General features: G+C 66.4%; 23 protein-coding genes and 2 riboswitches. Of the genes, 6 read left to right on the top strand and 17 right to left on the bottom strand.

Translation table 11 applies throughout. The features are described 5' to 3' along the window. Window positions 1-8: 8 nt before the first annotated feature. The 3 genes from FBY36_RS15815 to FBY36_RS15805 all read right to left on the bottom strand — a co-directional run bounded on the left by FBY36_RS15815 (window position 9) and on the right by FBY36_RS15805 (window position 4,224). The gene (locus FBY36_RS15815) at window positions 9-1,391 is read right to left on the bottom strand and encodes an MFS transporter (protein WP_142120911.1); all 1,383 of its coding nucleotides are present in this window, start codon (window positions 1,389-1,391) and stop codon (window positions 9-11) included. A 164-nt stretch (window positions 1,392-1,555) separates the two neighbouring features. After that, window positions 1,556-2,671, bottom strand: coding sequence for a homoserine O-acetyltransferase MetX (metX, locus tag FBY36_RS15810; RefSeq protein WP_142120910.1), 1,116 nt, complete (start codon window positions 2,669-2,671; stop codon window positions 1,556-1,558). 12 nt (window positions 2,672-2,683) lie between these two features. Beyond that, window positions 2,684-2,799: riboswitch (SAM riboswitch) on the bottom strand. 102 nt (window positions 2,800-2,901) lie between these two features. Continuing rightward, window positions 2,902-4,224 (bottom strand): bifunctional o-acetylhomoserine/o-acetylserine sulfhydrylase, encoded by a 1,323-nt coding sequence (locus FBY36_RS15805; protein WP_142120909.1) that lies wholly within the window; start codon window positions 4,222-4,224, stop codon window positions 2,902-2,904. A gap of 43 nt (window positions 4,225-4,267) precedes the next feature. Further along, window positions 4,268-4,382: riboswitch (SAM riboswitch) on the bottom strand. Between the two features lie 221 nt (window positions 4,383-4,603). Here FBY36_RS15805 and FBY36_RS15800 point away from each other — a divergent pair. Beyond that, window positions 4,604-5,242 carry a VOC family protein gene (locus tag FBY36_RS15800; protein ID WP_142120907.1) on the top strand — a complete coding sequence of 213 codons (639 nt, stop codon included), beginning with the start codon at window positions 4,604-4,606 and terminating at the stop codon, window positions 5,240-5,242. Between the two features lie 196 nt (window positions 5,243-5,438). Beyond that, window positions 5,439-7,121: an HNH endonuclease signature motif containing protein gene (locus FBY36_RS15795; protein ID WP_142120905.1), complete on the top strand. Its 1,683-nt coding sequence runs from the start codon at window positions 5,439-5,441 to the stop codon at window positions 7,119-7,121. 100 nt (window positions 7,122-7,221) lie between these two features. Here FBY36_RS15795 and FBY36_RS15790 read toward each other — a convergent pair whose 3' ends face one another. The 7 genes from FBY36_RS15790 to tdh all read right to left on the bottom strand — a co-directional run bounded on the left by FBY36_RS15790 (window position 7,222) and on the right by tdh (window position 14,070). Next, entirely contained in the window at window positions 7,222-7,599 is a 378-nt protein-coding gene (locus tag FBY36_RS15790; protein ID WP_235008862.1) for a hypothetical protein, read from the bottom strand. A gap of 74 nt (window positions 7,600-7,673) precedes the next feature. Then, window positions 7,674-8,453, bottom strand: coding sequence for a CPBP family intramembrane glutamic endopeptidase (locus FBY36_RS15785; RefSeq protein WP_142120903.1), 780 nt, complete (start codon window positions 8,451-8,453; stop codon window positions 7,674-7,676). A 69-nt stretch (window positions 8,454-8,522) separates the two neighbouring features. Then, on the bottom strand, window positions 8,523-9,311 hold the full coding sequence (locus FBY36_RS15780) for a DeoR/GlpR family DNA-binding transcription regulator (RefSeq protein WP_142030746.1): 789 nt from the start codon (window positions 9,309-9,311) through the stop codon (window positions 8,523-8,525). Between the two features lie 101 nt (window positions 9,312-9,412). Next, complete coding sequence (hutI, locus tag FBY36_RS15775) at window positions 9,413-10,624, bottom strand: imidazolonepropionase (RefSeq protein WP_142120901.1); 1,212 nt, start codon at window positions 10,622-10,624, stop codon at window positions 9,413-9,415. 11 nt (window positions 10,625-10,635) lie between these two features. Next, window positions 10,636-11,778, bottom strand: a complete 1,143-nt coding sequence (locus tag FBY36_RS15770; RefSeq protein ID WP_142120899.1) for an NAD(P)/FAD-dependent oxidoreductase — start codon at window positions 11,776-11,778, stop codon at window positions 10,636-10,638. Between the two features lie 40 nt (window positions 11,779-11,818). Then, window positions 11,819-13,015: a glycine C-acetyltransferase gene (locus tag FBY36_RS15765; protein WP_142120897.1), complete on the bottom strand. Its 1,197-nt coding sequence runs from the start codon at window positions 13,013-13,015 to the stop codon at window positions 11,819-11,821. Window positions 13,016-13,023: 8 nt separating this feature from the next. Then, window positions 13,024-14,070 carry an L-threonine 3-dehydrogenase gene (tdh, locus tag FBY36_RS15760; protein WP_142120895.1) on the bottom strand — a complete coding sequence of 349 codons (1,047 nt, stop codon included), beginning with the start codon at window positions 14,068-14,070 and terminating at the stop codon, window positions 13,024-13,026. A gap of 129 nt (window positions 14,071-14,199) precedes the next feature. Here tdh and FBY36_RS15755 point away from each other — a divergent pair, with 129 nt between their 5' ends. After that, window positions 14,200-15,111 (top strand): LysR family transcriptional regulator, encoded by a 912-nt coding sequence (locus FBY36_RS15755; protein ID WP_142120893.1) that lies wholly within the window; start codon window positions 14,200-14,202, stop codon window positions 15,109-15,111. A 49-nt stretch (window positions 15,112-15,160) separates the two neighbouring features. Here the strand turns inward: FBY36_RS15755 and FBY36_RS15750 are convergent, their stop codons facing one another. Continuing rightward, window positions 15,161-15,901, bottom strand: coding sequence for a hypothetical protein (locus tag FBY36_RS15750; protein ID WP_235008861.1), 741 nt, complete (start codon window positions 15,899-15,901; stop codon window positions 15,161-15,163). A gap of 437 nt (window positions 15,902-16,338) precedes the next feature. Here FBY36_RS15750 and FBY36_RS15745 point away from each other — a divergent pair, with 437 nt between their 5' ends. Further along, a complete protein-coding gene (locus FBY36_RS15745; protein ID WP_142120891.1) occupies window positions 16,339-17,409 on the top strand; it encodes an IS110 family transposase in 1,071 nt (356 codons plus the stop codon). Window positions 17,410-17,456: 47 nt separating this feature from the next. Here the strand turns inward: FBY36_RS15745 and gatB are convergent, their stop codons facing one another. The 4 genes from gatB to FBY36_RS15725 all read right to left on the bottom strand — a co-directional run bounded on the left by gatB (window position 17,457) and on the right by FBY36_RS15725 (window position 22,451). Beyond that, window positions 17,457-18,965, bottom strand: a complete 1,509-nt coding sequence (gene gatB, locus FBY36_RS15740) for an Asp-tRNA(Asn)/Glu-tRNA(Gln) amidotransferase subunit GatB (RefSeq protein WP_142120890.1) — start codon at window positions 18,963-18,965, stop codon at window positions 17,457-17,459. After that, window positions 18,965-20,539: an Asp-tRNA(Asn)/Glu-tRNA(Gln) amidotransferase subunit GatA gene (gene gatA, locus FBY36_RS15735; RefSeq protein WP_142120888.1), complete on the bottom strand. Its 1,575-nt coding sequence runs from the start codon at window positions 20,537-20,539 to the stop codon at window positions 18,965-18,967. The genes gatB and gatA overlap by 1 nt, the downstream gene beginning before the upstream one ends. 2 nt (window positions 20,540-20,541) lie before the next feature. Continuing rightward, complete coding sequence (gene gatC, locus FBY36_RS15730; protein WP_141940678.1) at window positions 20,542-20,838, bottom strand: Asp-tRNA(Asn)/Glu-tRNA(Gln) amidotransferase subunit GatC; 297 nt, start codon at window positions 20,836-20,838, stop codon at window positions 20,542-20,544. A 146-nt stretch (window positions 20,839-20,984) separates the two neighbouring features. Continuing rightward, window positions 20,985-22,451, bottom strand: a complete 1,467-nt coding sequence (locus FBY36_RS15725; protein ID WP_142120886.1) for a CitMHS family transporter — start codon at window positions 22,449-22,451, stop codon at window positions 20,985-20,987. A 201-nt stretch (window positions 22,452-22,652) separates the two neighbouring features. On the opposite strand from FBY36_RS15725, the gene FBY36_RS15720 reads away from it, so the two are divergent. Continuing rightward, on the top strand, window positions 22,653-24,401 hold the full coding sequence (locus FBY36_RS15720) for a sensor histidine kinase (RefSeq protein ID WP_142120884.1): 1,749 nt from the start codon (window positions 22,653-22,655) through the stop codon (window positions 24,399-24,401). Continuing rightward, complete coding sequence (locus FBY36_RS15715; protein WP_142120882.1) at window positions 24,394-25,056, top strand: response regulator; 663 nt, start codon at window positions 24,394-24,396, stop codon at window positions 25,054-25,056. The genes FBY36_RS15720 and FBY36_RS15715 overlap by 8 nt, the downstream gene beginning before the upstream one ends. Before the next feature lie 15 nt (window positions 25,057-25,071). Here FBY36_RS15715 and FBY36_RS15710 read toward each other — a convergent pair whose 3' ends face one another. Further along, window positions 25,072-25,452, bottom strand: coding sequence for a RidA family protein (locus FBY36_RS15710; protein ID WP_142120880.1), 381 nt, complete (start codon window positions 25,450-25,452; stop codon window positions 25,072-25,074). A gap of 46 nt (window positions 25,453-25,498) precedes the next feature. Further along, the gene (locus tag FBY36_RS15705; RefSeq protein WP_142120878.1) at window positions 25,499-26,002 is read right to left on the bottom strand and encodes a GNAT family N-acetyltransferase; all 504 of its coding nucleotides are present in this window, start codon (window positions 26,000-26,002) and stop codon (window positions 25,499-25,501) included. Window positions 26,003-26,113: the final 111 nt, after the last annotated feature.

Raw genomic sequence — 26,113 nt, 5'->3', positions numbered from 1 at the left:
GGAACCTGCTACTTCTTGTTGGCGGCAAGGAGGTCGGCGGTGCCTTGGGCGTCGGCGGCGTCCACGTCGTGCAGCGAGATGCCGCGGGTTTCCTTCAGGAAGAAGACCGCGACGGCGGTAATGGCGCAGGCGATCAGCAGGTAGACGGCCACGGGGACGGAGGACTTGTAGGTGCCCAGGAGCGAGGCGGCGATGATCGGAGCCAGCGAACCGGCCACGATCGAGGTCACCTGGTAGCCCAGGGACACCCCGGAGTACCGCATCCGCGTGGGGAACATTTCCGCCATGATGGCAGGCTGACCTGCGTACATGAAGGCGTGGAACACCAGCCCGATCATGATGGCGGCAAGGATGATGGCATCGTTCTTGGTATCCATCATGGGGAAGGCGAAGAAGCCCCAGGTGGCACCCATGATGGCACCGGCCATGTAGACGGGCTTACGGCCAAAGCGGTCCGACAGCTTGCCGACCATGGGCACCACCGCGAAGTGCACGGCGTGGGCCAGGAGCAGCAGGAGCAGGATGCGGGTGGTGTCGGCCTGCACCACGGTCTTCAGGTAGGTGATGGAGAAGGTGACCACCAGGTAGTACAGGATGTTTTCCGCGAAGCGCAGGCCCATGGCGGTGAACACGCCGCGGGGGTAGCGCCGGAAAACTTCGGCGACACCGTAGCCCTTGTGGCCGGCCTCGACCTCTTTGCGGGCCTCCAGGAAGATGGGTGCGTCGTTGACTTTGGTCCGGATGTAGTAGCCGATCAGGACGATCACCGCGGACAGCCAGAACGCCACGCGCCAGCCCCATCCCAGGAAGGCGTCCTGGGTCAGCGTGGAGGACAGGATGAACAGCACGGCCGTGGCCAGCAGGTTTCCCAGCGGCACTGCAGATTGCGGCCAGCTGGCCCAGAATCCGCGGGACTTGCTGGGGCTGTGCTCTGCCACGAGGAGGACGGCACCGCCCCACTCCCCGCCAACGGCAAAGCCCTGGGCAAACCGGAGCACCACCAGCAGGGTGGGGGCCCAGTAGCCGATCTGCTGGAAGGTGGGCAGGCAGCCCATGAGGAAGGTGGAGACGCCCACCAGGATGATGCTCAGCTGCAGCAGCTGCTTCCGGCCGAACTTGTCGCCGAAGTGGCCAAAGACGATCCCGCCGATGGGGCGGGCCACGAAGCCGACTGCGTAGGTGAGGAAGGCTGCGATGATGCCGTCCAGTTCGGTGCCGGCGTTGGGGAAGAAGGCCTTTCCGAACACCAGCGTGGCGGCGGATGCGTAGAGGAAGAACTCGTACCACTCCACCACGGTTCCGGCCATGGAGGCCGTCACTACCTTCTTGAGGCCTGAGGCCTTGACGTCGGTTTCCTCTGTACGCCTTGCGGCGGAGCTTTCCGTACTCATGTGAACTCCTTCGGCGTCGTCGTCGACACCACGGGGACCAGTCAATGGCGGCCGGATGTGATGCACACCACGAACGCCGGATTTGATTGAGTATGGTCTGCCTGCGGTGCAACCTCAACGCCGATTAGTGCAGAAGGCATCTGCAGGAATGCACATGCGGGGCCTCAGGCCAGGAAGGTGCCCCTCAGCTGGCTGCCCAGCTGGCCGATTTCGGTCAGGAACCCGTCGTGCCCGATCGGGGCCTGGATGACGTGGACGTCCACGTCCCCGGGCAGGGCCTGGGCCAGTTCATGGGATTGGGACGGAAAATAGAGCCGGTCGGAGTCGACGGCGGCTACGAGGAAGCGTGCAGTTGACCTGGCCAACGTCTCTGCGAGGCTCCCCCGGCCCCGGCAGATGTCGTGGCTCATCAACGCTTCGGTCAGGGCAATGTAGCTGTTCGCGTCGAAGCGCTTCACGAGCTTGTTGCCCTGGTGGTCCAGGTAGCTTTCCACCTGGTAGCGGCCCCGGGCGGCCAGGATCTCGCCCTTCAGGGGCGACTCGGTCGCCTGCGGTGACCGGCCGAACCGGCCTTCCAGCTCGGCTGCGGAGCGGTACGTGATGTGGGCGATGCGCCGGGCAAGGGCCAGGCCGTCTTCCGGGCTGGGACCGCCGTAGTAGTCGCCGCCGTTGAAATTCGGATCCTGCCGGATGGCCAGCGTCTGGGCCTGCGCGAAGGCGATCTGCTCGGCTGTGCTTGCGGCCCCCACGGCGATGACGGCACAGCGCTGCACCCTCTCCGGGTAGGTCACGGCCCATTCCAGGGAACGGGCGCCGCCCATGGAGCCGCCCAGGACGGCAAACCAGCTCTTGATGCCCAACTGGTCTGCCAGCCGGGCCTCCGCCACCGTGCTGTCCCGCAGGGTGACGAGCGGGAAACGGGAGCCCCAGGGGGATCCGTCCGGGGCGGGCGACGACGGACCGGTGGACCCGTAGCAGCCGCCCACGATGTTGATGGACACCACGAAGAACCTGTCCGTGTCCACGGGCGCGCCGGGACCGGCCAGCTGTTCCCACCAGCCTTCTTCGTCCGTGTCGCCACGGGTCACGTGGGTGCTTCCGGTCAGGGCATGCTCGATCAGGACGGCATTGCTGCCGTCCGCGTTAAGCGTGCCCCAGGTTTCGTAGGCCAGCGTGACGTCCGGGAGGTAGCCGCCGGCTTCAAGTTCCAGTCCCCCGATGGAGGCGTAGCGGACGATTCCGTGTTCGGGAATGGTGGTTCGGGCGACGGTAACCGTCATGGCAAGACCTCTTCTACGCGCTTGCCCGCCGTCATTTGACCGGCAGGCCAGGTCCTCACCCGGGGCACCCCACCGCGGATGGAGGGTTGCCGGCCAGCAAGCCGGGGCTGTCACTGGCACTCATGACCTGGTTCGAGTGTACGAAACACCCCCCGTTCCAAGCCAAGAGTGTGACTGGTTGTGACTTTCCCGGCTTGCCGGCGGCACTCACTGCAGCCCCGGCTGTTGTCTTAGGCCGGGGCGCCCTTGGCTGCGCGGAAGCCCGCTTCCAGGTCGGCCAGGATGTCATCGATGTGTTCCAGGCCTACGGACAGCCGGACCAGTCCCGGGGTCACCCCTGCCACTGCCTGCTGCTCCGGCGAGAGCTGGCTGTGGGTGGTCGACGCCGGGTGGATGACCAGGGAGCGGACGTCGCCGATGTTCGCAACGTGGGAGTGCAGTTCAAGGGCGTCGACGAAGCGCTTGCCCGCCTCCGCCCCGCCGGCCAGGTTGAAAGCCACGACGGCGCCCGTCCCCTTGGGCCCGTACTTGCGGCCACGTTCGTACCAGGGGCTGGAGGGCAGCCCCGCGTAGGCGACGGATTCGACGTCGTCCCTTCCTTCCAGCCAGCGCGCCACTTCCGTGGCGTTGGCGACATGGCGCTCCACCCGCAGGCTCAGCGTCTCCAGGCCCTGGGAGATCAGGAAGGCGTTGAACGGGGACACGGCCGAGCCCAGATCGCGCAGCAGCTGGACGCGGGCCTTGAGGATGTAGGACAGGTTGGCTCCCAGCGCACCATCGGCGCCGAGGTCGCGTGCGTAGACCAGGCCGTTGTAGGTGGGGTCAGGGGTGTTGAAGCCTGGGAACCGTTCAGGATCCTTGCTGAAGTCGAATTTTCCGGAATCGACAATGACGCCGGCAATCGCCGTGCCGTGGCCGCCAAGGTATTTAGTGGCGGAATGGATCACGATGTCGGCGCCCCACTCGAGCGGACGGATCAGGTACGGGGTGGACAGGGTGTTGTCCACGATCAGCGGCACGCCTGCCTGGTGGGCCACCCCGGAGATGCCTTCGATATCCAGGACGTCCTGGCGGGGATTGGACACCACTTCGCCAAAGAAGAGCTTGGTGTTGGGCTGGACGGCGGCGCGCCACTGGTCCAGGTTGTCGGGATCGTCCACGAACGTGACCGAGATGCCGAACTTCTTCAGGGTGTGGGCGAACAGGTTGTACGTCCCGCCGTAAAGGCTGGGGCTGGCCACAATGTGGTCCCCGGCCTCCGCGATGTTCAGGACCGCGAAGGTTTCCGCTGCCTGCCCGGAACTCAGCAGCAAAGCGGCCAGGCCTCCCTCAAGGCTGGCGATCCGCTGTTCGACGGCGTCCTGGGTGGGGTTGCCGATCCGGGTGTAGATGGGTGCAAGTTCAGCCAGGGCAAAGCGGTTGGCTGCGCTTTCGGCACTGGGGAACACGAAGGACGTGGTCTGGTAAATCGGCAGCGCACGGGCTCCCGTGGCACTGTCCACTTCCTGGCCTGCATGGATCTGGCGGGTTTCGAAGGACCATCCGTTGGACATCCAAATCTCCTTTGACATGGGCCCGGCATGCGTGGAGCAGTACGGGCCGCGCTTGCTTCCGGCTGGTGCCGGACAGCCAGGTCCTCACCCGGGGCACCCCACCGCGGATGGAGGGTTGCCGGCCAGCGAACCGGGGCTTGGCGCTGGCGCTCATGACCTGCGCCCAGTCTAGGAACCGGGCGGCCACCGTGGACAGCATTGTGACGAACAAGGTCATCCGGTATGCCCCCGTACTGACGGCGGATTGGCGCGCGGCACCCAGCCCGGGGACGCCGCCGTCGTCCGGATTGCCCCCCATTCCCGGCACTTTCCACGGCCCGCGTTTCCAGTAAGGGTACCCTTAGCTGAGAGCCCGATCACAAAGTGCCAAGATGTTGCCATGCGCATGGATCACGTCTCTTACGCCTGTGAAACCGATGGCCTCGCGGCCACTACCGAACGTATTTCATCTGCCCTCGGCGTTGAGGCAGTGAAGGGCGGGGTCCACCCCCGGTTCGGAACCCGGAATATGATCATCCCGCTCGCCGGGCACAAGTACCTGGAAGTCGTGGAGGTCCTGGACCACCCGGCATCGGACAAGGCACCGTTCGGTCAGGCAGTCCGTGCCCGTTCCGCAGCCGGCGGCGGCTGGATGGGCTGGTGCGTCGAAGTGGACGACCTCGCCCCCTTTGAGGAACGCCTTGGCCGTGCTGCCGTGAACGGCAACCGCAAGTTCCCGGACGGCCGGGAGCTGGTCTGGAAGCAGATTGGCATCCTTGGCCTTATCGCCGACCCCCAGGTTCCGTACATGCTCAAGTGGGAAGGTGACCCGTCACTGCACCCGTCCAACGCCTACGCCAGCAACATCAAGATGAGCTGCCTGACCATCGCCGGTTCCGCCTCCCGCGTGACCGAGTGGCTGGGTGAGCCGGTGGAGAAGCCGCTTGAGGACGTTGCGGTTGAGTGGGTGGCCCCGCACGGAACGCCGGGAATCCTGTCGGTCACGTTCGAAACCGCCAACGGAGCAGTCACCATCTAAACGCTTCATCCCTCTTTCCCGGCACTCGCGGGATTTGGGTTTTCCGGGCCACTGTCCGGACCTGCTTCGGCCGCCATCAGGTGGTGACAACGGCGTCACTACCCGATGGCGGCCGAATTCATTTAACGTGGCTGCCAGGCGCGAACGGGATTCCTGCGGACCTTTGATTGTCAGTGCCTCGATGGATGATGTTCGTATGGAAATCAGCAGCGGTGGCGGGGTGGTCTTGGAGGGGGTTCATGCCTCTGTGGCCGCCCTGGATGCGCTGGCTGCTGAGGATACGTTCCTGGCTGCCGGTGTTGGTGTTGGGGCTGATGTTGATGTCTTGCAGCGGCGGTATGAGCTCCGGCTGACCCGGCTGGAGGTGGTGAAGCGGCTGGAGGCGCAGCTCGCCGCGGTCAAGGCCGTTGATGTTGCCGAGGCCGTTGAGATCCAGCACGCAATGCTTGCCCCCGACGCGCCCGTGCGTGAACGCACCTACGCGGAGATGTCAGCGGTGGAGGAGATCGCGGGTGTCCTGACCATCAGCTCCGGCGCTGCCGGGGCATTCGTGGAGCAGTCCCGCCGTGTCTGTGCCCTGCCGCCGGTGATGGACGCTTTGGCCGCCGGGGCCCTGTCCTGGCAGCACGCCAGGATTGTTGCCGACGAAACCGAAGGCCTCACCCCGGACGGCGCCGCCGCGTTAGTAGCCCACTTCTTCGACCCCGCTGCCCCCAAGCCGGCCCGCGGCGCCGCACCCGGCAAGCTGGTTCCGTCCCGGTTCCGGACGAAGATCCGCGCCTGGCGGGAGCGCCACCACCCCGAAAGCCTGCAGAAGCGCCACGCGAAGGGCGTCGCGGACCGGCGGATGGAATACAGCCCGGACCGCGACGGCATGGCCTGGATCTCGCTCCGCCTCCCCGGGCACACCGCCTGCGCCATCTGGAACCGCACCACCGCCACCGCCCGCGGCCTCCAAGGCCCCAACGAACCCCGCACCCTCACCCAACTCCGCCCCGACATCGCAGCATCCCTGCTCCTCGGGACAGGCCTGCTTCCCGGTCCAGAAAACACCGCCACCGCTGACACCGCCACCTTCTCCGGAAGCGGGCCGGGTACAGACAGCAGTTCCCCCACGGCAGGCACCACCGGGATAGCCCAGGTCCCCACTCCGCGGGCCGACGTCCTGGTCATGGTCCCGGTGTTCTCCCTCCTCGGCAGCACCGACGAACCCGCAGAACTGGACGGCCTGGGCCCCATCCCGGCCTCCCTGGCACGCAAGCTCGTCGCGGACGGGGCGGACTCGTTCTACCGGGTCCTGGTCGACCCTCGCGACGGGGCCCCCTTGGAGATCGGCCGCACCCGCTACCGACTCACGGAAACCGTCAAACAGTGGATCCGGATGCGGGACGGAAAATGCACCTTCCCCGGCTGCAACAACCGCACCCCGGACAACGACACCGACCACCTCACCGCCTGGGACCACGGCGGCACCACCGGCACCAGCAACCTGGCACAACTCTGCCCAAAACATCACCGGCTCAAGCACAACAGCCAGTGGAAACCGGATGCGGCGACCCCTCGTGAGCCACCGGGCTGGACCTCACCCACCGGCCGCCACTACAACCCTGAACACGACGACACCGAACCACCCCACTGGCCACCAGGGATATTGTCGCCGAATGAATCGACGGTTGCACCCGCCGCACCACCGGCGACGGGTACACCAGCGGCGCCAGCGTGGGCAGGGTGCGAGGTGGAGGAATCTGACGGCGACAACCTGCTGGATCCGGACGAACTGTCGCCGACGGATCCGCTATGGGACGACTTTTATGCGAAGCCCTTTGTGTTGCCGCCCGACCCGGAGGCGGACTGGCAGTTGGTGCTGTCGCTGATGTGAGGGCTGGAATTCGAAGCTGGCTGATACTCCTGCGTGGGATAGGTCCTGTGGCAACGGCAACGGCAACGGCGGGGCCTGGCCAAGGACTGTGCCTGAAAAATCAAGGACCGCCAAGCAGGCCGCAGCCGAACGTCCCCTCAGCCGTTCGCACCAGGATGAAGACCTTGGCTTCCACCGAAGGAGGTTCTGCGAGGATCTCGGCCCCACCCGCTGTCGTGCCTTGCCTGGTCATTCCGCTCACGTCGTCATGTGCAGCCGCTGGAGTCGGGCCACAGTCATAGTCGCGGCCGGCGAACTGCACTCGTGAAGGAATTTCCTTTGGCCAGAGAGCCCAGTCAGATGTTTGCTGATGGACGCTCCACAACTGCCCAAGAACCAGAAGTCCAGCCAGCACTGTGACCGCCACCAGCGACCATGCTGTCAACCGCGCCCCCAGGTTCATGGTGCACACGATCCATGAAAGCCAGTTGATGGTCAACAGGTTGTGAGCGCCAATAGGTTTCTTCGAAATCAGCCGTACGATCCCAGGCTTAGCCCCGATGCCCTCGGGCCCTAGCCCAGCCCCACGGCTTTGCCGAACAGGCTGAAGCCCACGAAGGCCACGATGTCCAGCAGGGCATGGGCGATGACGAGTGGCATGACCCGCCGGGTCCGGGTGTACAGCCAGGCGAAGACCACGCCCATCACGGCGTTGCCAAAGAACGGACCGAAGCCTTGGTACAGGTGGTAGCTGCCGCGCAGCAGGGAACTCACTGCAATGGCCAGCGGCGTGCTCCACCCGAACTTGCCAAAGCGGTTCAGGAGGTAGCCCACCACGATGACTTCCTCGAGAACTGCGTGGCGGATGGCGGACAGGATCAGCACAGGAACCGTCCACCAGTAGGCATCCAGGGCGCTCGGGATAATGGCGGTGGTGATTCCCAGTGCCCGGCCGGCCGCATAGAGCCCCAGTGAGGGAATGCCGATCAGCGCGGCCAGTCCGAGGCCCTGCAGCAGATCCTTGCCGGGCCGGACGAAATTGAACCCGAGCTTCTGGAACGCGGAGCGGGAGTTCCCGGCATCACCCGGCCCTGCCTGGCGCTGGTCCGTAAGGAAGTAGAGAACCAGCAGCACCGGCACCAGTGCAAAGATGATGTCCAGCAGCTGGTAGGTGAGGTCGAAGTACTCGCGGGTGCTTTGGGAGCGGTTCAGCGTGGACGTGCCCTCCGCCAGCGGAGCGCGGGTCATCTTGTCCAGCAGCTGCACCACGGAGTAGACAGCCGACTGGCCCAGGGAGAGGCCAAGGACGATCCATACTTCGAGCCGCAGGCGACGGCGGGAGGGAACCAGCATGTTCCCATCTTGCCTTCAGTTTCTGGATCCGGGCTGATGGAACTGCCGAACCACTGGACTCCCCGGAAATCAGGCCGGCGCGACGATCACTTCCGTGCCGTTGGCCTCAAAGGCAGCCTTGTCCCGTGGGGAGATCCCGGAATCGGTAATCAGACGGGTGAAGTCATAGCCGTCCATGGTGGCGAAGGCCCGCACGCCCACCTTGGAGGAATCGGCCAGGACATAGGACACCCGGGCCCTGCTGGCGAGCAGGGCGTTCACTGATGCCTCCCCTTCCCCCGTGTTGGTTGGGCCAACTTCGGGATCAATGCCGTTGACACCGATGAACGCGATGTCCAGCACCACCTTCTGCATGATGATGTCCGTATAGGGCCCCACCAGCTCATAGGACCGCGGGTTGAGGATTCCCCCGGTCACCATCACCTTGATGTTGGGCCGCACCGCCAATTGGCCGGCGATGTTGATGGCATTGGTGACCACAGTAAGGGTGGGCTGATTGGACGGCGCGTTCAGGTCCTCACGGGTAGCGAGGATCTGCGCGAGCGCGGTGCTGGTGGTCCCCCCGCACAGGCCAATCACCGCCCCGGGCCGGATCAACGCCGAGGCGCACTGGGCAATCTGTTCCTTGGCCTCCGCGTGGTCGTCGCGGTTGTAGCGGCCGGGAAGATCGTAGGCCAGGGCGCCGGTAGTGGCGCCACCCCGGGTACGCGTCAGCAGCCGGCGTTTGGCCAAGCTGTCCAGGTCACGCCGCGCCGTGGCCGGCGAGACATTGAGGGTGCTGACAATCTCGTCAACCTCCACTTGCCCGGTCCTGGCCAGCAGGTCAAGGATCGCCGTCAACCGGTCAGTGCGCGTCATGCAAACGGGGCCTTTCGATACATCAGCCACCGCTGTCGATGACGTTTCCTGATTATAAACCAAGAGAAAGAATCAGGAACAATCAGAAGCTCTGTCCGGGCCTACCGCTCCCTGGCTCCTGCCCGCCACACAGCGTACGTCAACGGCATGCCCGGGCGGTAAGCGAGATGCGTCGCGGAAGGAGCATTCAGCAGGTGCAGGTCGGCCCGGTGCCCGACGGCGATGGACCCCACGGCGCGTTCCCCGTCGGCATCACGGCCGCTTTCCCTGTGCAACGCCAGCGCACCCCCATAGGTGGCAGCCCGGACGGCCTCGTGCACGCTCAGGTGCATCTGGAGGACAGCGGTGGTGACGCAGAACGCCATGGAACTTGTGTACGACGTTCCGGGATTGCAATTGGAGGCAAGCGCCACCTGCACGCCGGCGTCGAGAAGCTCGCGGGCGGGGGCCAACGGTTGCCGGGTTGAGAGATCGCAGGCGGGGAGGCAGGTGGCCACCGTGCCCCGCCCACCGGTTCCCGCGGCGGCGTCCCACCCGGACCAGGAAGCGGCAAGGGCCTTCACGTCCTGCCCGGCCAGGTAGTTGACGTGGTCCACGCTGGCTGCGCCCAGCTCTACGGCAAGCTGCACGCCAGGGCCCTCGCCCAGTTGGTTGCCATGCACACGCAGGCCCAGGCCGGCATCACGGCAGGCGGTCAGCACGCGCCGGGATTGTTCGGCGGTGAACGCACCTTCCTCGCAAAAGACGTCGGCCCATTGGACATACGGGCGGACGGCATCAAGCATCGGCCCGCAGACCAGGTCGGTGTACTCCTCCGGGTCCTGGCCGGCAGGAACCAAATGGGCGCCAAGGTAGGTTACCTGGTCCGCTATGGTGGCGGCGATGCGCGCGCTCCGGGCCTCGTTCCCGATATCCAGGCCGTAGCCGGTCTTCGTTTCCAGGTACGTCGTCCCCTGCGAAACTGCCTCGGCAACCCTGCCCATGGCCAGGCGGGTGAGGTCGAAATCCGACGTGGCGCGGGTGGCATTCATCGTGACGGCGATGCCGCCGGCGGCATACGCCTCCCCCGCCATACGGGCTTCGAATTCTGCAGTACGGTCCCCGGCGAACAGCAGGTGGCTGTGGGAGTCCACCCACCCCGGGAGCATGGCCCGGCCGCCAGCGTCCACGGCGTTATCTGCCGCCGGGGCATCAGCTGCGGCGCCGATCCACGAGATCCGTTCCCCCTCGACCACTACCGCCGCGTCCTTCAGGACCCGGTGTTCCAGGTCCTGGGTCATCAGCTCGGCAATATTGGTGATCAGGGTACTCATGGGACCATTCTTCAGCGTCGGATGGACCAGCGGGTGGCAGCAAGCGCCTGCGCTGTCCGGGATGCCGGACCGTCGCCGGCTGCATTTCCGGCGGCAACATCTCCAAACGCCGCACTTCCGAATGCCTGGCCGGCAAGGATCTGGCTGGCCGCCAGCTCAGCCATGGCAGCAGAAGTCTGGAAGCCGTAGCCACCCTGCCCGGCAAGCCAGTAGAACCCGGGAGCTTCGGCGTCGAACCCGGCCACCGGAACCCCGTCGGCGGCTTCGGTGCGCAGGCCGGTCCAGGCCCGGCGGATTCCGGTAATCCCCAGGCTGGTGACAGAGTTCAGCCTCTCCACGATGCGTTCCACGTCGCCGGGCCGCGGCTGCGCGTCCTCGGGCCCGCTGGGCACGGTTTCGGACGGTGAAATCAATACGTCGTCACCGTCCGGGCGGAAGTAGAACGTATTGTCCGCTGCCGCCACCATGGGGGTGGCAGCGGACAGGGGGCGTTCGACGGCGGCAATCGCCGCAGTGCGCCGGTACGGCTGCAGGCCAAGCTTCTCCACGCCGCTGAGCACTGCGAGCTCATCAGCCCATGCACCGGCCGCGTTAACCAGGACACCCGCCTCGAAACCCTCGGCACCGGCACCTACCTGCCATCCGGAACCCAGCCGTTGTGCTGAATGCACACGGGCACCGGTGATGATGTCCACCCCGGCAGCTTCAGCGCGTTGCCGGTGATCGGCCAGCAGCAGGGGCGCATTGCAGCCATAGGATCCGGTGTCCAGACCGGCGGCGGCAAAGGTTTGCGGGAGGAGGGCCGGACAGAGCTCCAGCGCCCGGTCCACGGTAATGGCCTGCATGTGCCCGCTGGCTTCCGCGGCAACATCCGCCTCTGAGCCAATCAGCATGAAACTGCGTGGCGTCAGGACCGGTTCCGGCAGTTCGGCGTCCCGGGCCGCAATCAGCTCAAGGGTCCGGACGGTGAGCTCCTGCACCACGGGAGGGCCGTAGCTGGGGATCAGCTGGCGGGCCGAGCGGGAGGACGTGTGGTACGCCAGATCCTGCTCAGCCTCCACCAGCGCCACGCTGCACCGGCCGGCCAGCTCGGAAGCCAGGGACAGGCCGGCAATGCCGCCGCCCACGATCAGGACATCATAATGTGCTGCCATCCGTCCATCCTCGCAGAGTTCGCGTCCCGTGGAAGTCCCGTCAGGCTGCTGCCTCGGCACGGCTGGCGACGAAGGCACCCACGCACGCCTCGACGTCGTCCGCTGAATGTGCAGCCGACAGCTGGACCCGGATCCTCGCAGCACCCCGCGGGACCACGGGGAAGCTGAAGGCGGTGACGAAGACTCCGTGCTGCAGCATGCGGTCAGCCACCTTGGCGGCCATCACGGCGTCACCAAACATCACCGGCACGATGGCGTGTTCCCCGGGAAGCAGGTCGAAGCCCTCCTCGGTCATGCGGCGGCGGAAGAGTTCGGCGTTCTCGAACAGGCGGCGGCGCAGGTCCGCCGAGTTTTCCACCAGGTCCAGCGCCTTGAGGGTGGCGGCCACAATGGCGGGAGCCAGGGAGTTGGAGAACAGGTAGGGCCTGGCCTTCTGCCGCAGCATGGCAACGATCTCCCTGCGGCCCGAAACATAGCCGCCGGACGCCCCGCCCAGGGCCTTGCCGAACGTGCCGGTGTAGATATCCACCCGGTGTGACACCCCAGCGTGTTCGGGTGTGCCTGCGCCCGTGGCACCCATGAAGCCCACGGCGTGCGAATCGTCCACCATCACCAGGGCGTCGTATTTTTCGGCGAGGTCGCAGATGGCTTCAAGCGGAGCCAGGTAGCCGTCCATCGAAAACACGCCGTCAGTGACGATGATCTTCCGGCGGGCGTCCTGGGCCTCCTGCAGCCGGGCCTCGAGCTCGGCCATGTCCTGGTTGGCATAGCGGTAGCGGCGGGCCTTGCACAGGCGGATGCCGTCGATGATGGAGGCGTGGTTCAGGGCGTCGGAAATGACCGCGTCCTCGGGGCCGAAAAGGGATTCGAAAACTCCACCATTGGCGTCGAAGCAGCTGGAAAACAGGATGGTGTCCTCGGTGCCCAGGAACTTGGAGACCCTGGCCTCAAGTTCCAGGTGCAGGTCCTGGGTCCCGCAGATGAAACGGACGCTGGCCATGCCGAAGCCGCGCTCGTCCATCGCAGCCTTGGCGGCACTGATGATGTCCGGGTGGTCTGCCAGGCCCAGGTAGTTGTTGGCGCAGAAGTTCAGCACGTCGGCGCCCGGGCCGCCAATCCGGCCGGCCGTGATGTGGCTGGACTGCGGCGAGCTGATGCTGCGTTCGGTCTTGTAGAGCCCGGCGGTGCGGATGTCTTCCAGCTCGTCGTGGAGCTGGCCCTTGATGGAGGTGTACATGGGTTTCCTTACAGTCGGGTCCAGTCGAGGACAACTTTGCCGCCCACACCGCTGCGGGCAATGTCGAAGCCCTTCTCCCAGTTGGTGGCCGGAAGCGTGTCCGTGACCACGGCGGAAATGCCCGCGTGCAGGACGGGGTTGGAGGACAGCATGGCGCTCATGGCGTACCAGGTTTCGTACATTTCCCGGCCGTAGATGCCCTTGAGCGTGAGCATGTGGGTGACCACCTTGCCCCAATCGATGGTGATCTCCTGGATGGGCAGCCCCAGCATGGCGATCCGGCCGCCGTGGTTCATGTTGTCGATCATCTCCGGCAGGGCGGAGGGGTGGCCTGACATTTCCATTCCGACGTCGAAGCCTTCGCGCATGCCCAGCTCGCGCTGGGCGTCGCGGACCCTGGTGGTGGAGACATCGATGGCAAGGTCCGCACCGAGCTGCCGTGCAAGGTCCAGGCGGGGCCGGGAGATGTCCGTGATGGCGATTTTTCGCGCGCCGGCATGGCGGGCGACCGCGATGGCCATCAGGCCGATGGGGCCGGCGCCCGTGATCAGGACGTCCTCCCCCACCAGCGGGAAGCTCAGGGCTGTGTGGGTAGCGTTGCCGAAAGGGTCGAAGATGGCGCCCAACTCCGGTGTGACGGAAGGATCGTGGTGGACCCAGACATTGGTTTCGGGGATCACCACGTACTCTGCGAACGCACCGTCACGCTGGACCCCCACGCTGACAGTATGAATGCACATTTGGCGGCGGCCGGCCCGGCAGTTGCGGCAGATGCCGCACACCACGTGGCCTTCACCCGAGACCCGGTCACCCACCTTGACGTCCCGGACGTCTTCCCCCACCTCCACCACTTCGCCATAGAACTCGTGGCCGGCAATGAGGGGCGCTTCGATGATCCCCTGGGCCCAGGAATCCCAGGACTGGATGTGCAGGTCCGTACCGCAGATCCCCGTGGTCATGACCCGGATCTTCACGTCCGCCGGGCCGGCCTCAGGCTCAGGCCGGTCGACGAGTTCGAAACCGGCGTGTGGGCCGGCCTTGTAGAGGGCCTTCATTGGCGTCCTTACTTCTTGGCGTTCAGATCCGAGGTCTTGTCCTCCTCATTGAAGCCCTGCCGAAGCGTTAGCACAACAAGGATCTTCTCAATCGACGGTGTAGCGGTTGCTAATGATTAGACTGGGATCGTGGAAGTTCATCAGCTGGAGATCCTGCGCGAACTGGGAGCACTGGGAAGTGTCAAGGCCGTGGCAGACACCCTCATGGTCACTCCTTCGGCCGTCTCGCAGCAACTGGCCCACCTGCAGCGGACGGTCGAGGCACCACTGACGCGCAAGGAGGGCCGGAACCTGGTCCTCACGGAAGCCGGCCAGGTACTCGCGGACGCGGGCGCCGCCGTCGTCAGTGCCATGGCCGACGCCCGCGGCGCCCTGAGCACCTATCACCAGTCGCCGGCAGGCCGCGTGAGCCTCAGCGGCTTCCACAGCGCCGGGCAGGCGTTGTTTGCCCCGCTGGCTCGCATGCTGGACAAGCCGGAGCACCCCCGGATCGAACTGTCCGACGAGGACGTGGCCCAGCAGGACTTCCCTGCCCTCACCGCGCGGTACGACCTGGTCCTGGCGCACCGCATGGACCACAGTCCGCGCTGGCCCGCAGAACGGGTTGCGGTGATCCCGCTGGCGCACGAACCGCTGGACGTGGCACTGCCCGCCGGCCACCCGTTGGCGCAAAAGGACACTGTCACGGCGGACGACGTGGGCGCCGAGGCCTGGGTGACTAGCCACCCCGGCTACTCCCCCGCCGACGTCCTGTCCGCCGTCGCTGCAGTCTCCAGCCGCGAGCCGAACATTGTGCACCGCATCAACGACTACTCCACGGTCGCGGCTCTCGTGGCCGCCGGCGGCGTGGTGGGCCTGCTGCCCAGGTATACGGCAGGGCCGGTCCTTAACCCGGACATCGTGCTGCGGCCGCTGGAGGGCATCAGCACGCGCCGCAGGATCGACCTGCTGGCCCGGCCGGAAAACCTGAAGCGGCGGGCCGTGGTGATGGTCTGCGAGGCCCTGGAGGACATCATGGCGGGGCTGGTGCGGCAGGGCTGAGCCGGGGTGTCCGGGTTCAGGAAGGCAGGACCGGGCCGGGATCCAGCCTTTACGCCCCGTCGTCGTCCTGGTGGTTACCGTCGTCCTGGTGGTTGCCCTGGCCCATCTTGTGTCCCAGGCCATGGCCGCGTCCCAAGCCGCGTCCCAAACCAAGGCCTGGCCCGTCACCGGCGCCCTTCACAACCCGCCCGGCGGTGGCCTTGTCCCCATCCTTCACGCCCGAGATGCGTACGGTGTCCCCCACGGCGATGTCCGCGATGGTTCCGTCCGCCGGCTTAAGCCGCTTGCCGTCGTCGCCCGTAGCATTTGGGCCATTTGTCCCCGAACCATTTGTCCCTGATCCATCCGCAGCCGGGGCAGGTATAACGGTGATCTTTGTATCGCCGTTCACCGTGTAGGTCTGGGAGAAGCCGTCCTCGCTCTTGACGGTGATGGCCGACTCGCTGACCGACTCCACCGTTCCGCGCTGTTCCAGCTTGGTGTGGAAGGTTCCGTCGGGGTTCTTGACCACGCCCTCGCCATGGAGCGGCTGCGGTCGCTGGGCTTTCTTGTCCTGTTTGTCCTGCTGGCCGGGTGCCGTGGCCTTCCCTGGTGCCTTCTCCTGGCCGGGCGCCGACTGGGAGGGCGACGGCGTAGGCGTGCCTGTGGCAGACCAGGCCAACGCAGCTCCCGTGCCCGTCAAGGCCAGGGCCACTGCCCCGGCGAGCGCTACCTTGCGCATTTTCAGTGTGTCCCCCACAAACATGTCTGTCTCCTCCCACAGCTCCGGTGAGGCCAGGTCATTGCCCAAAGCCGCATCCTGCGCATCAGTCTAAGACCGCGCTCCGTTGCTGGATATAAGTACTTTGGCCGCACGCGCACTTGAGTACTTAAAGAAAAACTGGGTAGCGCCAAGTGTCGTTATGAGTGCTCAAAACGACTGTGAGGATTGGGGTGGCTGGTCCGGGACTGGCTGGCAGAGTAGGTGTTGGCCGTTCCGCCCTGTGGTCGTGACTCACAAAACGATTGGCCCCCCTTGTGGGTGCCTTTCAATTGACTTGTCCGTCCGCTGGGGTGGACGGCCGGCACCTGCCCGGCCCACCTCGGTGACTTGATCAGAAGGTTGCCCGGCCCCTCTAAGGGGGCGTGGCTCGTCACAGTGCTGTTCCGAAGTGACCTCTACCCGGACTGGTACCGGCCGAACGCGGCCTGACCCTATCCGGTCTAGAGGAAGATGCCAGAACCGCTATGTCTATCGTTACGCATTCGCACCCGTTTGTCGTCGGCGTCGATACCCACGCCAAAAACCATGTCTACGCGATCATCACCACCACAACCGGGGAACTGCTTCAAACCCGGGACTTCCCGACCACCAGCGCCGGGATCAACCGCGCCCTGGCCTGGGTGGCACGTCACATCGGAGCTGACCTGGCCACATTGTGGGTGATCGAGGGAGCCGCGTCCTATGGTGCCCTCCTCGCCGGAGCTGTAGGCGCCGCCGGCTACGACGTCGCCGAAGCACCGAGGATGGATGCCCGGTCCCATCACGGGGTTGGCAAATCCGACCTGTTGGATGCCCACCGGATCGCCGCGGCCGTCCTGCCGTTGGAAACGGATCAGTTGCGCAGGCCACGACTGAACGAAGGTATCCGGGCCGCCTTGCGGGTCCTGGTCACCGCGCGGGAGTCGATGACGACCGAGCGCACCCGGGCCGTGAACGCCCTAACAGCGCTGGCCCGGGTCAACGACCTTGGCCTTGACGCCCGCAAACCCCTCACGGGAACCCAGATCCGTGAAGTCTGCCGCTGGCGCGCCCGTGAAGAACCACTGGCACTGTCGATCGCCCGCTCAGAAGCAGTCCGGCTCGCCAAGCGGATCGGCGAGCTCGACGCGGAGATCAAAACCAACAACGACCGGATCACCGAACTGGTGGAAGTGAGCGAAGCCGCACCTTTGCTCCAGGAAACCGGCTTCGGCCCCGTCACCGCCGCCATCTGCCTCACCGCCTGGTCACACCACGGCCGGGTCCGGTCCGAAGCCGCCTTCGCCTCGCTAGCCGGGGCCAGCCCAATCCCAGCCTCCTCCGGGAACACCGTCCGGCACAGACTCAACCGCGGCGGTGACCGAACCCTGAACAGGGCACTGCACATGGTCGCCCTCAGCAGAATGACGTTCGACACCGAGACCAGCAACTACGTCACCAAACGACAAACCGAAGGACGCACCAAAAGGGAAATCCGCCGCTGCGTGAAACGCTACCTCGCCCGACGTATCTACCGCACCCTCAGCGCCGCCACACCCAGCGCCTCCCAGGCTTGACGAACCATAGAAGGGTCACCTGGTGCTACCCAGTTGGGTGGGAAAGGCTAGGCGGTGACGCCCAGCTTCTCCAGGATCAGTTCTTTCACGCGGCCGGCATCCGCCTGCCCGCGGGTGGCCTTCATGACCCCGCCCACGATGGCACCGATGGCCTGGACCTTGCCGCCGCGGATCTTCTCCGCGACGTCGGGCTGGGCAGCCAGTGCGGCGTCAATGGCTTCCAGGAGGGGCCCGTCGTCGGACACCACGGCGAGGCCGCGCTTCTGAACGATCTCCTCGGGGGTGCCTTCACCTGCGAGCACGCCGTCCAGCACCTCCGTAGCCATCTTGTTGTTGATCTTGCCGGCTTCCACCATGCGGCTGAGCTCCACGATCGTGGCGGGCTGGACGCCCAACTGGCCGGGGTCGACGTCGGCGGCCTTGGCGCGGCCCACGATCTCGCCCATCCACCACTTGCGGGCCACGGACGCCGAGGCGCCGGCCGCAATGGTTTCCTCGATCTCGTCCAGGACGCCGGCGTTCACCACGTCGCGGAATTCCAGGTCGGAGTAGCCCCAGTCCGCCTTGAGGCGCTTGCGGCGCTCGGCCGGGGGCTCGGGCAGCGTGGCACGCAGTTCCTCCACCCACTCGCGGGAGGCAACCACGGGCACCAGGTCCGGTTCCGGGAAGTAGCGGTAGTCGTCCGCGTCCGACTTGGGCCGGCCTGAAGTGGTGGTGCGGGTGTCCTCGTGCCAGTGCCGGGTCTCCTGGACCACGGGGCTGCCGGAGTCCAGGACGGCGGCGTGGCGCTGGATCTCGTAGCGGACGGCATGTTCGACGGCGCGCAGCGAGTTCACGTTCTTGGTCTCGGACCGGATGCCGAACCGTTCGCGCCCGTGCGGGCGGAGCGAGACGTTGGCATCGCACCGCACGTTGCCGCGTTCCATGCGGGCATCGGAGACACCCAGGTTCTTCACGATCTCCCGGATGGCGGCCACGTACGCCTTGGCCAGTTCCGGGGCGCGGGAACCGGCACCCTCGATGGGCTTGGTGACAATTTCCACCAGCGGAACGCCGGCACGGTTGTAGTCCACCAGGGAGAAGTCGGCGCCGTGGATGCGGCCGGTGGCGCCGCCCATGTGGGTCAGCTTTCCGGCGTCCTCCTCCATGTGCGCGCGCTCGATCTCGACGCGGAAGACGGTGCCGTCCTCCAGTTCGACGTCCAGGTAGCCGTCGTACGCGATGGGCTCGTCGTACTGGGAGGTCTGGAAGTTCTTGGGGGTGTCCGGGTAGAAGTAGTTCTTCCGGGCGAAGCGGCAGGATTCGGCGATCTTGCAGTTCAGCGCCAGGCCGATCTTGATGGAGGACTCCACCGCCGTCTTGTTGACCACGGGCAGGACGCCCGGCATGCCCAGGTCCACCTCGTTGACGTTGGTGTTGGGCTCGTCACCGAAGACGTTGGGGGCCGAGGAGAACATCTTGGTCTTGGTGTTGAGCTCCACGTGGACCTCGAAGCCCAGGACGGGGTCGTACTTCTCCATGGCCTCGTCGAAGCTCAGGATTGCCTCGGTGTTCATTATTTTGCCTCCTGGGTTTCGAGGGTGACGGCTGCGGCGAGGTCGGGAGCCTGGGCCAGCAGCGGGCCGCCCCACTTGGCTTCGAGCAGCGATTCCAGGACCGCACCCACCCGGTAGAGGCGGGCGTCCTCGCGGGCCGGGGCCAGCAGCTGGATGCCGACGGGCAGTCCGTCCTCGTCGGCCAGGCCACCGGGCAGCGACAGGCCGGGAACACCTGCCAGGTTGGCGGGGATGGTGGCGACGTCGTTGAGGTACATGGCCAGCGGATCGTCCAGTTTTTCGCCCAGCGGGAAAGCCGTGGTGGGGGCGGTGGGCGAGATCAGGACGTCGGCCTGTTCAAAGGCGGCGTCGAAGTCCCGCTGGACCAGCGTGCGCACCTTCTGGGCGGAGCCGTAGTAGGCGTCGTAGTAGCCGGCGGACAGGGCGTAGGTGCCCAGGATGATGCGGCGCTTGACTTCGTCGCCGAAGCCGGCGGCACGGGTTGCACCCATGACGCGTTCGATGGTCATGGGACCGTCCTCGGGGAGGACGCGCAGGCCGTACCGGACGCCGTCGAACTTGGCCAGGTTGGAGGAGGCCTCGGACGGCATGATCAGGTAGTAGGCACCCAGGGCGTACTGGAAGTTGGGGCAGGAGACCTCCACGATCTCCGCGCCGGCTTCCTTGAGGAGCTCCAGGGCGTCATTGAAGCGGTTTTCGACGCCGGCCTGGTAGCCCTCGCCGTGCAGTTCCTTGATGATGCCGATCCGCAGGCCCTCCACGTTGCCGGTCTTTGCGGCGGCGACGAGGTCAGCGAGAGGGTCCGGCAAGGAGGTGGAGTCACGGGGATCGTGGCCGCCGATGACCTGGTGCAGCAGGGCGGAGTCCAGGACCGTGCGGGTGACCGGGCCGATCTGGTCCAGCGAGGAGGCCATGGCGATGGCGCCGTAGCGGGAGACGCTGCCGTAGGTCGGCTTCACGCCGACGGTTCCCGTGACGGCACCGGGCTGGCGGATGGAGCCGCCGGTGTCCGTCCCCAGGGCGAGGGGTGCTTCGAAGGCGGCAACGGCCGCAGCCGAGCCACCGCCGGAGCCGCCCGGAATCCGGTCCAGGTCCCATGGGTTGCGGGTGGGGCCGTAGGCCGAGTGCTCGGTGGAGGAGCCCATGGCGAATTCGTCCAGGTTGGTCTTGCCCAGGATGGGCATCTTCGCAGCGCGGAGGCGCTCCACCACGGTGGCATCGTACGGGCTGTGCCAGCCTTCGAGGATCTTAGAGCCCGCGGTGGTGGGCTGGCCGACGGTGACGATGAGGTCCTTGACGGCGATGGGGACGCCGGCGAGCACGTGCAGGGCCTCCGCCTCAGCACCGCCGGCGGCGCGGATGGCGTCCACCTCGGCGGCGACGGCGAGCGCCTCCTTCGCGTTGACGTGCAGGAATGCGTTGACCAGGCCGTCCACGGCGGCGATGCGGTCCAGGTAGGCCTGGGTGACTTCGACGGCGGTGACCTCGCCGCCGGCGAGCTTCCCGGCCAGCTCCGCGGCGGACAGGCGGATCAGGGTCTCGGCGCTGGTGCCGGTGGTGTTGTGTTCAGTCATGGTTATGCCTCATCCAGGATGGCCGGGACCTTGAAACGGTTCTCATCGGAGTCCGGGGCGCCGGAGAGGGCCTGTTCCGCCGTGAAGGTGTGCCCCACAACGTCCTCGCGGAAGACGTTGGTGAGCGGAATGGGGTGGGAGGTGGCCGGGACGTCGTCCCCGGCGGCCTCGCTGACGGACTTGACCGAATCGACGATGACGGCCAGCTCGCCGGCCATCCTGTCCAGCTCTTCGGCACTCATCTCGATGTGAGCGAGCCGCGCGAGGTGCGCGACGTCGTCACGGTTGATCGCAGCCATGGATCTCCCCTGCAAAGTTCGAATTGTTTTCCGATCCAGTCTAGTGCGGAAACGAAGATGCCCGTCTGACGGCCCCCAGCGGGCGTCAGACGGGCACCTTCGAGACCCGGTCCTGCCTCGGGGACAGGAGCGCGGGCAGCTAAAGACTAACCGATTCCAATGGCTCCAGTCAGCAGTCCGACGCCAAGCATGACCAGGGAGATGACCGCGGTGCGCCACAGGACCTTCTTGTGGTGGTCGCCGAGGTCCACCTTGGCCAGCGAAACCAGCAGCAGGATGGCAGGAACCAGCGGGCTCTGCAGGTGGAACGGCTGGCCGGTGATGGAGGCACGGGCCATGTCGGCGGCGCCAACCCCGTAGTGTGCGGCGGTCTCGCTCAGCACGGGCAGGACACCGAAGTAGAACGCGTCATTGCTCATGAAGAACGTCATGGGGATGCTCAGGATGCCGGTAATCACGGCCATGAACGGGCCCATCGAGGACGGGATGATCTGGACCAGCCATGCGGACATTGCTTCCACCATGCCCGTGCCCTTGAGGACACCGGTGAGGACGGCGGCGGCCATGACCATGCTGACCACGGCAACGATGGACGGTGCGTGGGCGATCAGCTGGGCGCCCTGGTCCTTGACCTTCGGGAAGTTGACCAGCAGGGCGATGGCGGCGCCCACCATGAACACGAACGGCAGCGGGATGATGTTGGCCACGAGGACCACCATGACGGCGACGGTCAGGGCCAGGTTGAACCAGAACAGCTTGGGGCGCAGGGTACTGCGGTTGGGGTCCAGAGCGGTGTCGGCCATGGCGGAGTCGTGATCGTCCACCAGGGTTTCGGTGCGCTCCAGGACAGCCACGGAGCCACCGGCGGGGGCTGCGCCGCCGGGGTTGCCGCCCTTGCGCCCACGGCCGGTGCCGGAGGCAGCTGCGGGGGTGCCGCCGTCGGACGTTCCATCAAACTTCTCGGCAGTGTCCGGGACGCTCCAGATCTCGGGTGCGGTGGCACGGAGGCGGTTGCGCTCCTGCAGGCCCAGCAGCCAGGCGAAGGCGAAGACGACCACCAGGCCGGCCACCAGGGACGGGATCATGGGGACGAAGACGTCATTGACGTCGATCTTCAGGGCGGTGGCGGCGCGGGCGGTGGGGCCGCCCCACGGGAGGATGTTCATGGTGCCGTTGGCCAGGCCGGCCACACAGGTGAGGACCACGGGGCTCATCTTGAGGCGCAGGTAGACCGGCAGCATGGCGGCGGTGGTGAGGATGAACGTGGTGGACCCGTCGCCGTCCAGCGACACGGCGGCCGCCAGGATGGCGGTGCCCAGCACAACCTTGGCGGGGTCGTTGCCCAGCTTGCGGAGGATGAACTTCACCAGCGGGTCAAAGAGCCCGACGTCGATCATCAGGCCGAAGTAGATGATGGCGAACATCAGCAGCGCCGCGGTGGAGGTCATGGACTTCATGGAGTCCATGACCATGTCGCCGATGCCGAGGCCGGCGCCGGCGAAAAGGCCAAAAACAGTAGGGACAATGATCAACGCCAGCACTGGCGTCAACTTCTTCGTCATGATCAGCACCATGAATACCGCGATCATGGCGAATCCAAGTATTACCAGCACAGCCGGCTCCTTCTTGTGAACGGCACCACAGCGTTGTGATGCGTGCTACAGACTGTAAGGTGGCGTCCGTCACGGCAGTGCCTTTGGCTCAATTGATTGGCATACTGCTTATTGGGAGCATTTTGCTCATTGTGCTCAAAGCGTTCTCGCGCTGAAGCCGCAGCCTTTGGCCGCACCGCCCACACACGTCAAGGAGGACCAATGCAGCGTTCCGCGCCCCGGCCGCCGCTGCGGTTTTCCACCCAGACGCTGCTGCTGCAGCTGGCGGTGGTGCTGCTCGTTGTGTTGCTCAGCGCCGCCGTGCACGCGTGGCTTACATACGACCGGGTCGGCAGCGAAGCCGAAAACCAGGCACTTACGCTGGCCCGCACCGTTGCCTCCGATCCGGAGGTCAGGGCCAACGTCCTGGCCATCAGCGAACAGCCCGGCACTCCCCCGCCCGCCGAACTGCTGGCCGGGCCGCTCCAGTCTTCCGCCGAGGCAGCGCGGACCCGGACCGGCGCCCTCTTCGTGGTCATTACCGACGAAACCGGCATCCGGCTGGCGCATCCGGATCCGCAGCGGCTGGGTGAGAAGGTGAGCACGGATCCGTCCGAGGCGCTGTCGGGGCAGGAAATCACCACTCGGAACACCGGCACCCTGGGTCCCTCCGCCGGCGCCAAGGTTCCCGTATATGCCCCAGGTACCGCCACCGTGGTGGGCGAGGTGAGTGTGGGCTACTCCATGGAGACCGTGGCCCAAAGCGTGGCCCGCGACATCGGACCGGTGGCGCTGACGGCCGCGGGCGCCCTGCTGGCCGGGATCCTGGGGTCCTTCCTGCTGCGCCGCCGCCTGCAGCGGCTCACCCTGGGCCTGGAGCCGGAAGAGATCAGCACGCTGGTCCATGACCAGGTGGCGGTGCTGCAGGGGGTGGACGACGGCGTCATCGGCGTCAGTGCCGACGGCCGGGTCAGCGTCTTCAACGCCGCCGCCCAGCGCCTGCTGGCGTTGCCCGACCTGGCCGGCACGCGGTGGGAGGAAGCGCCGGTTCCGGAGCAGCTGAAAGCGTTGACCCGCCCGGGCTCCGGCACTGATGTCCCCGGCACGGCAGGCTCCCCCGTGGATGCACTGGAGTTGGTGGCCGGCGGCCGCGTGCTGGTGGCGAACGCCCGCAAGGCGCTGCACCGGCGCGAGGACCTGGGCTGGGTCATCATGCTGCGGGACCGTACCGAGCTGCAGCAGCTGACCCGCCAGCTGGACGCCGTCGGCACCATGTCCACGGCGCTGCGTGCCCAGCGGCACGAGTTCGCCAACCAGCTGCACACGCTGGCGGGCTTCCTGGGCATCGGCCAGCACCAGGACGCGCGCGACTACCTCGCGCGGCTGGCCGCCACCGGTCCGCTGAAGTTCCCGGTGGACCAGGCCGAACTGCTGCAGGACCCCTACCTTCAGGCCTTCGTTGGCGCCAAGGGCGTGGAGGCGGACGAGCGCGGCGTCGCCCTCCGCATCGGCCCGGAGACCCTGGTCCGGGGGCAGGTCACGGAGGCCCAGGATGTCACCACCGTGCTGGGCAACTTGATCGACAACGCCGTCAACGCCGCCGTGGCGGGGTCATCGACGGACCGCTGGGTTGAACTTGAGGTGCTGGATGAGCCGGCAGACGACGGCGGCACACTGCATATCGTGGTGGCGGACTCCGGCGACGGGCTGGCAGAGGGCACGGACGCGGAGGGCGTGTTTGCCGAAGGTTTCACCACCGCTTCCGGCCCCGTCCGGGCAGGCGGCGGGCAGGGCTTCGGACTGGCCCTGGCGCGCCAGCTGGCACGGCGCCGCGGCGGCGACGTGAAGGTACTGGAGCGCGGAACCAAGGGCGGGCCGGGTGCCGTGTTCATGGCCACCCTTCCGCATACGACGGCGGGAAAACCTGCCGCCGCCACCCCGGGGGCAGCCGGAAAGGATGAGAATGGCTGACGATTTTCGGGTCCTGATCGTGGATGATGACTTCCACGTGGCCAAGCTCCATGCAGCCTATGTTGACTCGGTGGCAGGGTTCATGGCCTTGGCGCCGGCGGGTACGGCGTCGTTGGCGCTGCAGGCCATCCACAGCCTGCGGCCTGACCTGGTGCTGCTGGATGTCTACCTGCCGGACGCTTCCGGCCTGGACCTGCTGCAGCAGCTGGATGTGGACACCATCATCCTCAGCGCCGCCTCCGATGCCGCATCCCTCCGGGTGGCGTTCCGCCGCGGCGCCCTGGGGTACCTGCTCAAGCCCTTCACCGCGGAGTCACTGTCCCAGCAGCTGCGCTCCTATGCCCGGTACCGGCGCCTCCTGGGCCAGCCGGGGGCACTGGACCAGGAGGCAGTGGAACGTGCCAAACGTTCGCTGATTCCGGGCGATGTCACCCCGTCGTCGAAACCCCGCTCGGCAACCGAAGCGGCGGTGCTGGAATCCCTGGTTCCCGGTGAGCAGTATTCCGCCGCTGAAGTGGCCTCCCGGGTGGGCGTCTCCCGGGCGACCGCACAGCGGTACCTGTCCTCCCTGGCGGACGACGGCGCGGTGGACATCCAGCTCCGCTACGGAACTACCGGCAGGCCGGAACACAGGTACGGCCTGCCGGCGCGGTAGGATGCGTGGATCGCGTCATGCAGCTTTCTGGGCCACCAGTTCGATCTCGACCAGCATCTTCGGGTCCAGGAACGGCAGCACGTGGACCAGGGAGAGGGTGGGGCGGATCTCCCCGAACACCTCGCCGTGTGCCCGGCCGGCCTCTTCCCATTTGCTGATGTCCGTCAGGTACAGCTTGGACTGCACCACGTCCCCGTAGGCGAAGCCGGCGTCGGCCAGCACCTTGCCGAGTTTCTGCAGGATGTACTGGGTCTGGGTGTAGAAGTCGTCCCCGACGATTCCGTCGTCCCCGCTTGCCGCGGTGGCGGAGATGTAAAGGGTGTTGTCCACCTGGACGGCGCGGGAATATCCGAGGGTCTGTTCCCAGACGGATCCGCTGCCGAAGGTTTTGCGCATGGGTGGCCTTTCAAAGCTGGAATGGGTCGCCACCACTGTAGGGCTGCTACAGGTCGCGCCGGTAAACCAGTAGTTTTGTGTCGGTTCCGGGGACGAACCAGTCCCGTTCGGGCACGCGCTCGAAGCCGGTCTTGCGGTACAGACCATGGGCGCTTTCCCAGGCTTTGCCGGTGGTGAGGGACACTCCACGGATGCCGGGGAGGGTCTTGGCGTGGCCCAGGATGGCTTCCACCATGGCCTTGCCGGCGCCGCTGCGCTGGACGGCAGGGTCCACCACCAGCATGCGGAATTCCAACTCATCCTGCAGCGCGATGTCCGCGTAGGGTTCCCCCGCCAGCGCCAGGGTGACGGAGCCGATAACCGTTCCTTCCCGTTCAGCCACCCAGATGGTGGCCTGCCGGGCGCGTGCAGCAACGTCCATGATCTTGACCATGTAGGGGTGGGCGGGGTCGTCGAAATAGCCTGCCGACAGGTACGAGTCGCCGGTGATGCGGGCCACGGCGGGGAAATCGGCTTCGACTGCGGGACGGATGGTTAACGGCTGCTGCACCCATCAATGGTAGTGGCGGGGCGGCCCCGGTTCCGGCGGAAACGTGCTTTCCGTGATCGAACTATCAGTACCGGCCGTGGGGTGGTGCTTCCCCGGGCCAGTAGGGAACGA

Origin of the sequence: Arthrobacter sp. SLBN-122, from assembly GCF_006715165.1 — a bacterium.
GTDB lineage: Bacteria > Actinomycetota > Actinomycetes > Actinomycetales > Micrococcaceae > Arthrobacter.
This window is presented reverse-complemented; position numbering and strand designations above follow the sequence as displayed.